General features: G+C 58.9%; 12 protein-coding genes. 9 read left to right on the forward strand and 3 right to left on the reverse strand.

Annotated elements, in window-relative coordinates; all coding sequences use genetic code 11:
• Positions 1-127: 127 nt before the first annotated feature.
• Positions 128-1,228 carry a lytic murein transglycosylase B gene (gene mltB, locus ACOTXC_RS02880; protein ID WP_022649145.1) on the reverse strand — a complete coding sequence of 367 codons (1,101 nt, stop codon included), beginning with the start codon at positions 1,226-1,228 and terminating at the stop codon, positions 128-130.
• A gap of 251 nt (positions 1,229-1,479) precedes the next feature.
• On the opposite strand from mltB, the gene srlA reads away from it, so the two are divergent.
• The 7 genes from srlA to gutQ all read left to right on the forward strand — a co-directional run bounded on the left by srlA (position 1,480) and on the right by gutQ (position 6,414).
• Complete coding sequence (gene srlA / locus ACOTXC_RS02885) at positions 1,480-2,043, forward strand: PTS glucitol/sorbitol transporter subunit IIC (protein WP_003862164.1); 564 nt, start codon at positions 1,480-1,482, stop codon at positions 2,041-2,043.
• A complete protein-coding gene (gene srlE, locus ACOTXC_RS02890) occupies positions 2,040-2,999 on the forward strand; it encodes a PTS glucitol/sorbitol transporter subunit IIB (protein WP_022649146.1) in 960 nt (319 codons plus the stop codon). The genes srlA and srlE overlap by 4 nt, the downstream gene beginning before the upstream one ends.
• 12 nt (positions 3,000-3,011) lie before the next feature.
• A complete protein-coding gene (gene srlB, locus ACOTXC_RS02895) occupies positions 3,012-3,374 on the forward strand; it encodes a PTS glucitol/sorbitol transporter subunit IIA (RefSeq protein WP_022649147.1) in 363 nt (120 codons plus the stop codon).
• A gap of 14 nt (positions 3,375-3,388) precedes the next feature.
• Complete coding sequence (gene srlD, locus ACOTXC_RS02900) at positions 3,389-4,168, forward strand: sorbitol-6-phosphate dehydrogenase (protein WP_199160369.1); 780 nt, start codon at positions 3,389-3,391, stop codon at positions 4,166-4,168.
• Positions 4,169-4,259: 91 nt separating this feature from the next.
• A complete protein-coding gene (gene gutM, locus ACOTXC_RS02905; protein ID WP_023298457.1) occupies positions 4,260-4,619 on the forward strand; it encodes a transcriptional regulator GutM in 360 nt (119 codons plus the stop codon).
• Positions 4,620-4,682: 63 nt separating this feature from the next.
• Positions 4,683-5,456: a glucitol operon DNA-binding transcriptional repressor SrlR gene (gene srlR / locus ACOTXC_RS02910; RefSeq protein WP_015571676.1), complete on the forward strand. Its 774-nt coding sequence runs from the start codon at positions 4,683-4,685 to the stop codon at positions 5,454-5,456.
• Positions 5,449-6,414, forward strand: coding sequence for an arabinose-5-phosphate isomerase GutQ (gutQ, locus tag ACOTXC_RS02915; protein WP_023298458.1), 966 nt, complete (start codon positions 5,449-5,451; stop codon positions 6,412-6,414). Before srlR ends, gutQ begins: the two co-directional genes overlap by 8 nt.
• Here the strand turns inward: gutQ and norR are convergent.
• On the reverse strand, positions 6,411-7,925 hold the full coding sequence (gene norR, locus ACOTXC_RS02920) for a nitric oxide reductase transcriptional regulator NorR (protein WP_421767393.1): 1,515 nt from the start codon (positions 7,923-7,925) through the stop codon (positions 6,411-6,413). The genes gutQ and norR overlap by 4 nt on opposite strands.
• Positions 7,926-8,112: 187 nt before the next feature.
• Here norR and norV point away from each other — a divergent pair, with 187 nt between their 5' ends.
• Entirely contained in the window at positions 8,113-9,561 is a 1,449-nt protein-coding gene (gene norV, locus ACOTXC_RS02925; RefSeq protein ID WP_022649152.1) for an anaerobic nitric oxide reductase flavorubredoxin, read from the forward strand.
• Positions 9,558-10,691: an NADH:flavorubredoxin reductase NorW gene (gene norW / locus ACOTXC_RS02930; RefSeq protein ID WP_154849446.1), complete on the forward strand. Its 1,134-nt coding sequence runs from the start codon at positions 9,558-9,560 to the stop codon at positions 10,689-10,691. The genes norV and norW overlap by 4 nt, the downstream gene beginning before the upstream one ends.
• Positions 10,692-10,803: 112 nt before the next feature.
• On the opposite strand, the gene ACOTXC_RS02935 is transcribed toward norW, so the two are convergent.
• On the reverse strand, positions 10,804-11,826 hold the full coding sequence (locus tag ACOTXC_RS02935; protein WP_045308758.1) for a HoxN/HupN/NixA family nickel/cobalt transporter: 1,023 nt from the start codon (positions 11,824-11,826) through the stop codon (positions 10,804-10,806).

The following is an 11,826-nucleotide window of genomic DNA, read 5'->3' on the forward strand; positions in this document are numbered from 1 at the left end:
GGCGAAATGTTTCTGCAAACTTCCCTCTCCCGTGGGAGAGGGTCAGGGTGAGGGCATCAGGCCGCACCGTGCGGGCAGCCATGCCGGGTGGCGGCGTTGCCTTACCCGGCTTACCCGTCGGGGTAACTTACTGGCTAAACGGTGACGCTGCCGGCACACGCGCCTGAGACACCGCCAGCCCCAGCTGCCACACCGCCATCGCATAGTGCGTGCTGTGGTTGTAGCGGGTAATGGTGTAGAAGTTCGGCAGTCCGAACCAGTACTGATAACCGGTTCCGACATCCAGGCGCAGCAGGCTCACCTGGTCAACATTGCCCAGCGGCTGCGACGGCGTTAAGCCTGCCGCTGCCAGCTGCGCCACGCTGTATTTGGTTTTAAATCCGTTTTCCAGACCAAACGCCTCGCCGTTTGCCTGCACCGCCACCTGGCCGCCCGGCGTCCAGCCGTGCGCTTTGAAGTAGTTGGCCACGCTGCCAATGGCGTCTTCGGGATCCCACAGGTTGATGTGACCATCCCCGTTAAAATCTACCGCGTACTGCTTATAGGAGGACGGCATAAACTGGCCGTAGCCCATCGCACCGGCGAACGACCCTTTCAGATCTAACGGATCGTCCTGTTCGTCTCGCGCCATCAGCAGGAAGGTTTCCAGTTCAGAGGAGAAATACTCGGCGCGGCGCGGGTAGTTGAAGGAGAGCGTCGCCAGCGCATCGAGGATGCGGGTTTTACCCATAATCCGTCCCCAGCGGGTCTCAACCCCAATAATACCGACGATGATCTCCGGCGGCACGCCATAGACCTGCCACGCGCGATTCAGGGCGTCTTCATACTGATTCCAGAACACCACGCCATTTTGCACGTTGTCCGGGGTAATAAACTGTTTGCGATAGCGCAGCCACGCCCCGTTTGGCCCGGTCGGCACCTGGGCCGTCGGCGCCTGCCTGTCCATCAGGCGCAGCACGTAGTCCAGACGCTTCGCCTGAGACAAAATGGCATGCAGCTGCTGGCGATCAAAACCGTGCTTGCTCACCATTTTATCGATGAACTGTTCGGCCGCAGGGTTATTCGCGAAGTCGCCGCCCATCTGCATCATATTGTGCTGCGGCTCAAGCAGGAACCCGCCGGAAGGCGCGCCCGCCGTTTGTTGAACAGCTTCAGTCCTGGGTTTGCTACTACAGGCGGACAGGAGAATAAGCGCAGGTAACAGCGCTGCATAACGACGCTTGAACATGTGGCATCCATTTAACGAGTTCGGTAAGAACCCAGTATGGTAAAGCATCCGCAACACCTCAAGGAAGCGGTACACACCTCCCCAACGCAAATCCGCGCTTTTTTCCATCGAAAATCATTCGCCCCACCAATTATCTTTCAAATTAATCCATTTTTCTTTCATTGTGAGATCTGATTAACACTTTAAAAGCTTTCGATTTGATTATTATTAGCCCCGAACAGACAAAAACAAACGCCCTACAGGAGAGAAGAATGATAGAAACCATCACCCACGGCGCCGAGTGGTTCATCGGGCTTTTTCAGAAAGGCGGCGAGGTATTCACCGGCATGGTGACCGGGATCCTGCCCCTGCTGATCAGCCTGCTGGTAATCATGAACGCGCTGATTAACTTTATCGGCCAGCAGCGTATTGAACGCTTCGCCCAGCGCTGCGCCGGAAACCCGCTGTCCCGCTACCTGATCCTGCCCTTCATCGGCACCTTTGTGTTCTGCAACCCGATGACCTTAAGCCTCGGCCGCTTTATGCCAGAGAAGTACAAGCCGAGCTATTACGCCGCCGCCTCCTACAGCTGCCATTCCATGAACGGCCTGTTCCCGCACATCAACCCCGGCGAGCTGTTCGTTTATCTCGGGATCGCCAGCGGCCTTACCACGCTTGGCCTGCCGCTCGGCCCGCTGGCGGTGAGCTACCTGCTGGTCGGTCTGGTCACCAACTTCTTCCGCGGCTGGGTGACGGATCTCACCACCGCCATTTTTGAGAAAAAAATGGGCATCCAGCTTGAACAGAAAGTCCATCTTTCAGGAGCTACAGCATGAACCGGATCCGCATTGAGAAAGGCACGGGCGGCTGGGGTGGCCCGCTGGAGTTCGACGCCACCGAAGGCAAAAAGATTGTGTACATCACCGCGGGCACGCGCCCGGCGATCGTCGACAGGCTGCACGAGCTGACGGGCTGGGAAGCGGTCGACGGCTTCAAGGAAGGCGAACCGCCGGAAGCGGAAATCGGCGTGGCGGTGATCGACTGCGGCGGCACGCTGCGCTGCGGCATCTATCCGAAGCGCCGCATTCCGACGGTAAATATTCACTCCACCGGGAAATCCGGCCCGCTGGCGCAGTACATCCTTGAGGATATTTATGTCTCTGGGGTGAAGGAGGACAACATCACGCTGGTGAATGGCACATCCGCGCCGCAAAAAGCGGCCCCGCGCGAGTACGACACCAGCAAAAAAATCACCGAGCAGAGCGATGGCCTGCTGGCGAAGGTCGGGATGGGGATGGGGTCCGCCGTGGCGGTGCTGTTCCAGTCCGGGCGCGACACCATCGACACGGTGCTGAAAACCATTCTGCCGTTTATGGCGTTCGTCTCGGCGCTGATCGGTATCATCATGGCCTCCGGCCTGGGCGACTGGATTGCCCACGGCCTCGCCCCGCTCGCCAGCCACCCGCTCGGCCTGGTGACGCTGGCGTTGATCTGCTCCTTCCCGCTGCTGTCGCCGTTTCTCGGCCCGGGCGCGGTGATTGCCCAGGTCATCGGCGTGCTGATTGGCGTACAGATTGGTCTGGGCAACATTCCCCCGCACCTCGCTCTGCCAGCCCTTTTCGCCATTAACGCTCAGGCGGCGTGCGACTTCATCCCCGTCGGGCTGTCGCTGGCGGAAGCACGTCAGGACACCGTGCGCGTGGGCGTCCCCTCCGTGCTTGTGAGCCGCTTCCTGACGGGCGCGCCCACGGTGCTGATTGCCTGGTTTGTCTCCGGCTTTATTTATCAATAAGAGGTTCCTGCCATGACCGTGATTTACCAGACCACCATTACCCGCATCGGCCAGAGCGCAGCCGATGCGCTGAGCGACCAGATGCTGATCACCTTCCGCGAAGGGGCGCCTGCGGATATCGAAGAGTTTTGCTTTATCCACTGCCACGGCGAGCTAAACGGCGAGCTGAAGGCCGGGAGCCAGCTTGAGCTGGGCGAGGCGCGCTATGCCGTGACCGCCGTCGGCGACGTCGCTGAACAAAACCTGCGCGAGCTGGGGCACATCACCCTGCGTTTTGACGGGCAGCCGCAGGCGGAGTATCCCGGCACGGTTCACGTTGAGGGGCCGGTTCCGCAGGCTGTCACACCAGGCTGTACGTTAAAATTTGTTGCGTAATTAAGGAGAAACACATGAGTCAGGTTGCCGTTGTCATTGGTGGGGGACAAACCTTAGGCGAGTTCCTCTGCCGTGGGCTTGCCGCAGAGGGTTACCGCGTGGCGGTTGTGGACATTCAGAGTGAAAAAGCCGCCCGCGTGGCGGACGCCATCAACACCGAGTTTGGCGAAGGGATGGCGTACGGATTTGGTGCCGACGCCACCAGCGAGCAGAGCGTGATGGCGCTGGCCCGCGGCGTAGATAAGATATTTGGGCGTATCGACCTGCTGGTCTACAGCGCGGGGATCGCGAAAGCGGCCTTTATCAGCGATTTCGAACTGGGGGATTTTGACCGCTCGTTGCAGGTGAATCTGGTGGGCTATTTCCTCTGCGCCCGTGAGTTTTCCCGGCTGATGATCCGCGATGGTATTCAGGGGCGCATCATTCAGATCAACTCGAAATCCGGGAAAGTGGGCAGCAAGCACAACTCCGGCTACAGCGCGGCGAAGTTTGGCGGCGTGGGGCTGACGCAGTCTCTGGCGCTGGATCTGGCCGAATACGGCATCACCGTTCACTCGCTGATGCTGGGTAACCTGTTGAAATCGCCGATGTTCCAGTCCCTGCTTCCGCAGTACGCCTCCAAGCTCGGCATCAAAGCTGAAGAAGTGGAGCAGTACTACATCGACAAAGTGCCGCTCAAGCGCGGGTGTGATTATCAGGACGTGCTGAACATGCTGCTGTTTTACGCCAGCCCGAAAGCCTCGTACTGCACCGGGCAGTCGATTAACGTCACCGGTGGGCAGGTGATGTTCTGAGTTTAATCCCCGGTGGCGCTGCACTTACCGGGGCTACAACCCCCGTAGGCCGGGTAAGGCGCAGCCGCCACCCGGCAATTAAGGAGCCGATATGGTAACCGCATTAATCACCTTCGCCGCCCTCGCCTGGATCTGCCAGATGGCGTTTGGCGGCTGGCAGATCCATCAGTTTAACCGCGCCTTTGACGCCCTGTGCCAGAAAGGCCGTGTGGGCGTCGGGCGTTCCGGCGGACGCTTCAAACCGCGGGTTGTCGTCGCTGTTGCGCTGGATGAAAACAATAAGGTCTGCGATTCCCTCATCATGCGCGGCATGACCGTCTTTGCCCGCCCGGTGAAAATCCAGGCGATCAACGGCATTTTGCTGCATGAATTACAACCTGATGTGATCTTCCCCCATGATTCACTCTGTCAGAATGCACTATCATTAGCGCTTAATCTGAAACATGGATAATTTCGTTGTGAAAGTTATAAACTTGCGGAATTATCATTTCGCAACGTAAGGAACGAAGCGCCTATGAAACCACGTCAGCGGCAGGCGGCCATACTTGAGCATCTGCAAAAGCAGGGAAAGTGCTCGGTAGAGGATCTGGCCCACTACTTTGACACCACCGGCACGACAATACGCAAGGACCTGGTGTTGCTCGAAAACTCCGGCGCCGTCATTCGTACCTACGGCGGCGTGGTGCTCAATAAAGACGAAGCCGACCCGCCTATCGATCACAAGACGCTGATTAATACGCACCAGAAAGCGTTGATTGCCGAAGCCGCGGTCAAATTTATCCAGGACGGCGATTCCATCATCCTCGACGCTGGCAGTACCGTCCTGCAGATGATCCCGCTGCTCAGCCGCTTTAATAACATCACCGTGATGACCAACAGCCTGCACATCGTCAATGCCCTGTCAGAGTTCGACAGCGAGCAGACCATCCTGATGCCCGGTGGCACCTTCCGTAAAAAATCCGCGTCGTTTCACGGGCAGCTGGCGGAGAATGCCTTCGACCACTTCAGCTTCGATAAGCTGTTTATGGGCACGGACGGCATCGACCTCAACGCGGGCGTGACCACCTTCAACGAGGTGTTCAGCGTCAGCAAAGCGATGTGCAACGCCGCGCGGGAAGTGATTTTGATGGCGGACTCGTCGAAGTTTGGCCGTAAAAGCCCCAACATTGTCTGTAGCCTTGAAAGCGTCGATAAGCTGATTACCGACGCAGGTATCGATCCGGCATTTAAAAAAGCGCTGGAAGCGAAGGGCATCGACGTGATCGTAACCGGAGAGAAAAATGAGTGATTTTCTGTTAAACGCAGGCCGCCAGACTCTGCTGCTGGAGCTACAGGAAGCCAGCCGCCTGCCGGAGCGTCTGGGTGAGGATTTTGTTCGTGCAGCCAACACCATTATCCACTGCGAGGGCAAAGTGATCGTGGCGGGTATCGGTAAATCCGGTCATATCGGCAAGAAGATTGCCGCGACGCTTGCCAGCACCGGCACACCGGCGTTCTTCGTGCATCCTGCCGAAGCGCTGCACGGCGATCTGGGGATGATCGAAAGCCGCGACGTGATGCTGTTTATCTCCTACTCCGGTTCAGCCAAAGAGCTGGATCTCATCATCCCTCGCCTGCAAGAAAAATCGGTGGCCCTGTTAGCGATGACCGGCAAATCCCGTTCGCCGCTGGCGCTGGCCGCGAAAGCAACGCTGGATATTTCCGTTGAGCGCGAAGCCTGCCCGATGCACCTGGCACCGACCTCCAGCACCGTCAACACGCTGATGATGGGCGACGCGCTGGCGATGGCGGTGATGCAGGCGCGCGGCTTTAACGAAGAGGATTTCGCCCGTTCCCATCCTGCTGGCGCGCTTGGGGCACGTCTGCTCAACAAGGTTCACCATCTGATGCGCACGGACGATGCCATTCCTCAGGTCAAACTCGACACCAGCGTGATGGACGCCATGCTGGAGCTGAGCCGCACCGGGCTGGGGCTGGTTGCGGTATGCGACAACGACCGTCAGGTGAAGGGCGTATTCACCGACGGCGACCTGCGCCGCTGGCTGGTGGGCGGCGGCAAGCTGGAGGCGCGGGTATCCGAAGCAATGACCCGGGGCGGGCTGACGCTGAATGCCGACAGCCGCGCCATTGAAGCCAAAGAGGTGCTGATGAAGCGCAAAATCACCGCTGCGCCGGTGGTGGACGAGCACGGCAGGCTGTGCGGCGCGATCAACCTGCAAGACTTCTACCAGGCGGGGATTATTTAACCCTTAAGCCCCAGACGTTTCGCCAGCCTGTGAAGGTTGGCGACGTCCATCTCCAGCGCCCGCGCGCATGCCGCCCAGCTGCGGTTATTCTGCTCCAGGGCGCGGGTGATCATCTGACGCTGGAACGCATCCGTCGCCTCGCGCAGGTTTTCGTTCACGCTCTCAGGTATCACCGGCTTCACGGACGGCGTCGTTTCCTCATGCAGCGCGAAATGGCGCGCATGAATAACCACTTCATCCCCCGAACGCGTAGCCCGCGCCAGCACCACCGCGCGGTGAATCGCATGTTCCAGTTCACGCACGTTACCCGGCCAGCCGTAGCTCAGCAGGTGCGTCCTCGCGCCGGGGCTTAGCACCACGCGGGAAAGCCCCATTTTGTGCCGACACTGTTCGCAGAAAAAGCCCGCCAGCAGCACCACATCATCGCCCCGCTCGCGCAGCGGCGGCACCGTGAGCGGGAACACGCTCAGACGGTGGAACAGATCGGCGCGGAAATTGCCCGCCAGCACCTCTTCGCGCAGATCGCGGTTCGTCGCCGCCAGCACGCGCACATCCACGCGTAAGCTGCGATCGTCACCCACGCGTTGAATATCGCCATACTGCAACACCCGCAGCAGTTTGGCCTGGAGCGAAAGGGAGAGTTCGCCAATTTCATCGAGGAACAGCGTGCCGTTATCAGCCATTTCGAACTTGCCGCTGCGGTTGCTGATCGCCCCGGTAAAGGCCCCTTTGACGTGTCCGAACAGCTCGCTTTCCGCCACGCTTTCCGGCAGCGCCGCGCAGTTGAGATACACCAGCGGGTTCACCGCACGGGGCGAGGCTTCGTGGATCGCTTTCGCCACCAGCTCTTTACCGGTGCCGGTCTCCCCGAAGATCAGCACGTTCAAATCAGACGCGGCGACAATCTCAATCTCTTTTTTAAGCTGCACCATGCCCGGCGAAAGGCCAATCATTTCGGTGTGCGCCACCTGCTCAAACGCCGTCGGGCTACCCGGAAGAATATTCTGGCTCTCCAGCTGTTCTATCAGCAGGGCGTTGTTCAGCGCCCCGGCCGCCAGCGCGGCAATCAGCCGTAGCTCTTCGTCGCTGAAGGTATCGAACTGATCCGGCGACATGCCGTCGAGGGTTAACGCGCCAATCAGGTTCTGCCCGGCAAACAGCGGCAGGCCGATACAGGCGTGAACCTTCAGGCTCTCCTGGCCGGGGATCAGGCCGTCGTACGGATCGGGCAGATCGCTGTCTGCCGGGAAACGCACCACGTCACCCGCACGGGCGATGGTTTCCAGACGCGGGTGCCCCTCCAGGGTAAAGCGCCGCCCGAGTACGTCCTTCGCCAGACCGTCGATAGCCAGCGGAATAAACTGCCGCCCTTCGTAACGCAGCAGCGCTGAGGCATCGCAATCCAGCACGTGGCGCAACGTGGAGATCAGCCGTTGAAAGCGGTCCTGATGACCAATACCGGTTTGCAGTTCTATGGCGATCTTCGCCAGCACATCTACGGAAAAGCTCATCTCTGCCTCACTGTCATTTTGACAACACATAGTGTCATATTGACAATTTTTAAGATAGTCAAAATGACTACCCATTAGGGAGAATCAAAACACAAATACATTATTTTCAATAAGTTAAAAAACTGGCACGCAACTTGATATATGACAGTCATCTTATTTGAAAACGCCGTATTAAGTTGAGGTTGCTATGTCTATTCTGGTTAAAAATAACATTCATTGGGTGGGTCAACGTGACTGGGAAGTACGTGATTTTCACGGGACGGAATACAAAACGCTGCGCGGCAGCAGCTACAACAGCTACCTCATTCGCGAAGGTAAAAACGTCCTGATCGATACCGTCGATCACAAATTCAGCCGCGAGTTCGTGCAGAACCTGCGCAGCGAAATCGATTTGAATGACATCGACTACATCATCATCAACCACGCGGAAGAGGATCACGCCGGGGCGCTGACCGAGCTGATGTCCCACATTCCGGATACCCCGATCTACTGCACCACCAATGCCATTGACTCCATCAACGGCCACCACCACCATCCAGAGTGGAACTTCCACACTGTAAAAACCGGCGACACGCTGGATATCGGCAACGGCAAACAGCTGATCTTCGTGGAAACCCCAATGCTGCACTGGCCGGACAGCATGATGACCTACATGACCGGTGACGCGGTGCTGTTCAGTAACGACGCCTTCGGCCAGCACTACTGCGACGAACGTCTGTTCAACGACGAAGTGGATCAGACCGAGCTGTTCGAACAGTGCCAGCGCTACTACGCCAACATCCTGACGCCGTTCAGCCGTCTGGTCACGCCAAAAATCACCGAGATCCTCGGCTTCAACCTGCCGGTGGATATGATTGCCACCTCCCACGGCGTGGTATGGCGTGAAAATCCAACCCAGATCGTCGAGCTGTACCTGAAGTGGGCGGCGGACTATCAGGAAGACCGCATTACGATCTTCTACGACACCATGTCCAACAACACCCGCATGATGGCGGACGCCATTGCCCAGGGCATCAACGAAGTGGACCCGAACGTGGCAGTGAAAATCTTCAACGTGGCGCGCAGCGATAAGAATGAGGTATTGACCAACGTCTTCCGCTCCAAAGGCGTGCTGGTGGGTACCTCCACCATGAATAACGTGATGATGCCGAAAATTGCCGGACTGGTGGAAGAGATGACCGGCCTGCGCTTCCGTAACAAACGCGCCAGCGCCTTTGGTTCACACGGCTGGAGCGGCGGCGCGGTAGACCGTCTCTCCACCCGTTTACAGGATGCCGGTTTTGAGATGTCACTGAGCCTGAAGGCGAAATGGCGTCCGGATCTCGACGCGCTGGAAATCTGTCGCCAGCACGGTCGCGACATTGCCCGCCAGTGGGCGCTTGCGCCGCTGCCGGAAACCGCACCCGCCGCGGCTGCTGCGCCGGAAGCCGTAGCAGAAGCCGCTCCTGCCGCTGCCGACCTCGGCCCCTGCATGCAGTGCAGCGTCTGCCAGTGGATTTACGATCCTGAGCTGGGCGAGCCGTTGCAGGATGTCGCGCCGGGTACACCGTGGAGCGAGGTGCCGGACAACTTCCTCTGCCCGGAATGTTCCCTCGGAAAAGACGTCTTTGATGAACTGGCAACGGAGGCAAAATGAGCCACGGCATCGTCATTATCGGCTCGGGCTTTGCCGCCCGCCAGCTGGTGAAAAATATCCGCAAACAGGATGCTAACGTGCCGTTGACGGTGATCGCCGCCGACAGCATGGATGAGTACAACAAGCCTGATTTAAGCCACGTCATTAGCCAAAATCAGCGCGCCGACGATCTCACCCGCCAGACGGCGGGGGAGTTTGCAGAACAATTTAATCTGCGTCTGTTTCCGTACACCTGGGTCACCGATATCGACGCCGACGCCCACGTGGTGAACGCGAAAGATAAAACCTGGCAGTACGACAAGCTGGTGCTGGCGACGGGGGCATCTGCGTTTGTGCCGCCGGTTGAGGGCCGCGAGTTAATGGTCACGCTCAACAGTCAGCAGGAGTATCAGGCCAGCGAGACCCTGTTACGCGACGCCATGCGGGTGATGATTGTCGGCGGCGGGCTGATTGGCACCGAGCTGGCGATGGACTTCTGCCGGGCGGGAAAATCCGTCACCCTTGTTGACCACGCGGCCAGCATTCTGTCAGCGCTGATGCCGGCAGAAGTAAGCAGTCGCTTACAGCATCGTTTGACCGACATGGGCGTGCATCTGCTGCTGAAATCGCAGTTGCAGAGCCTGAGCAAAACCGAAACCGGCATTTGTGCGACGCTCGACCGCACCCGCAGGGTGGAAGTGGATGTGGTTATTGCGGCGACGGGGCTGCGCCCGGAAACCGCGCTGGCGCACCGCGCAGGCGCAGAGATCAATCGCGGCGTGAAGGTAGACAGCTACCTGCAAACCACCCAGCCGGACATTTATGCCCTGGGCGACTGCGCGGAAATTAACGGCCAGGTGCTGCCGTTCCTGCAACCGATTCAGTTGAGCGCCATGTTCCTGGCGAAAAACCTGCTCGGCGGCAACGCCCCGGTGAAATTACCCGCCATGCTGGTGAAGGTAAAAACGCCGGAACTACCGCTGCATCTCGCAGGTGAAACGCAGCGTCAGGATCTGAACTGGGAGATTGCCCTTTCGGCTCAGGGCATGGTAGCTCGCGGCACCGATACTGTCGGTCAGATGCGCGCCTTTGTGGTCAGCGAAGACAGAATGAAGGAGGCCTTCGCGCTGCTGAAATCGTTACCTGCTTAACCCTCGTCATGCCGGGTGGCGCTCCGCTTACCCGGCCTACTTAACACCATAACGGTAAACCTTGTAGGCCCGCGCAAGCGTAGCGCCGCCGGGCAAAACAGGGCTGCGTGGTTCAGGACCGCACCACCAGCGCGTCATAACCGCGCCAGCGGTAGTTCGCCATCGAGATCAGCCAGCAGGCGACAAACAGCCCGACCACCACAAACCCGGCGTCGCCCAGGTTATCGTTCACCGCGCCAATCAGATCCCACACGCCGCCGCTGAGGGCGAACTTGTCCATCAGCAGACCCAGCGCTTCCAGCCCGCCGATAAACAGCGCCACCACCACCGAAGTGCCGGTGATGGTCATGTTGTAGTACAGCTTGCGCTGCGGCTTGTTAAACGCCCAGCCATAGGCACCCACCATCAGCAGGTTATCGAGCGTATCCACCAGCGCCATGCCGCTGGCGAAGAGCGCCGGGAAGATCATGATCGACCACACCGACATCCCGCTGGAGGCGCTGGCGGCGGAGATCCCCAGCACGCCGATTTCGGTGGCCGTGTCAAAGCCGAGGCCAAACAGGAAGCCCACCAGATACATCTGCCAGCTTTTATTGACGAGGCGGAAGGTTTTGCCGAACAGCCAGTTCATGACGCCACCCTGGGCAGGCAGCGTGATGTCGCCCTGCACGGGCCTGCCGTGTTTCAGTGCCTGAAAACTGCGCCAGACGCCGCGCAGGATCACCATATTCACCAGCGCCATCGCCAGCAGGAAGGTGGCGGAGACGGCGGTGCCAATCAGGCTGCCGGTTTCGTGGAACCATTCCATATTTTTCTGAAACGCCGTGGCGGTGGCGGCGATGGCAATGGAGGCCAGCACCACGATGGTGGAGTGTCCGAGGGAAAACCATGCGCCCACGCCGGACGGGCGCTTGCCCTGCTGCATCATCTTACGCGTCACGGTATCAATCGCGGCGATATGGTCGGCATCCACCGCATGACGCAGTCCGTAACACCAGGCCAGCAGGCTGGCCGCCATCAGCGCCGTACTGCCGCTAAAGGTGTGCCACGCCAGCCCCCAGGCCAGCAGGTTAGCCATCACCAGAGCCAGCAGCAGGCACGCTGCACGAGGTTCATTGCGTAAAAGTCGTAACAT

Source organism: Enterobacter cloacae complex sp. IR5428 (genome assembly GCF_049238585.1).
GTDB lineage: Bacteria > Pseudomonadota > Gammaproteobacteria > Enterobacterales > Enterobacteriaceae > Enterobacter > Enterobacter intestinihominis.

Bases quoted from the DNA above. Each gene is read 5' to 3' on its own strand.
- ACOTXC_RS02935 (WP_045308758.1), bottom strand. From the start codon at position 11,826: ATGTTACGACTTTTACGCAATGAACCTCGTGCAGCGTGCCTGCTGCTG.
- gutM (WP_023298457.1), top strand. From the start codon at position 4,260: ATGGTAACCGCATTAATCACCTTCGCCGCCCTCGCCTGGATCTGCCAG.
- norW (WP_154849446.1), top strand. From the start codon at position 9,558: ATGAGCCACGGCATCGTCATTATCGGCTCGGGCTTTGCCGCCCGCCAG.
- mltB (WP_022649145.1), bottom strand. From the start codon at position 1,228: ATGTTCAAGCGTCGTTATGCAGCGCTGTTACCTGCGCTTATTCTCCTG.
- gutQ (WP_023298458.1), top strand. From the start codon at position 5,449: ATGAGTGATTTTCTGTTAAACGCAGGCCGCCAGACTCTGCTGCTGGAG.
- norR (WP_421767393.1), bottom strand. From the start codon at position 7,925: ATGAGCTTTTCCGTAGATGTGCTGGCGAAGATCGCCATAGAACTGCAA.
- srlB (WP_022649147.1), top strand. From the start codon at position 3,012: ATGACCGTGATTTACCAGACCACCATTACCCGCATCGGCCAGAGCGCA.
- srlE (WP_022649146.1), top strand. From the start codon at position 2,040: ATGAACCGGATCCGCATTGAGAAAGGCACGGGCGGCTGGGGTGGCCCG.
- srlD (WP_199160369.1), top strand. From the start codon at position 3,389: ATGAGTCAGGTTGCCGTTGTCATTGGTGGGGGACAAACCTTAGGCGAG.
- srlR (WP_015571676.1), top strand. From the start codon at position 4,683: ATGAAACCACGTCAGCGGCAGGCGGCCATACTTGAGCATCTGCAAAAG.
- norV (WP_022649152.1), top strand. From the start codon at position 8,113: ATGTCTATTCTGGTTAAAAATAACATTCATTGGGTGGGTCAACGTGAC.
- srlA (WP_003862164.1), top strand. From the start codon at position 1,480: ATGATAGAAACCATCACCCACGGCGCCGAGTGGTTCATCGGGCTTTTT.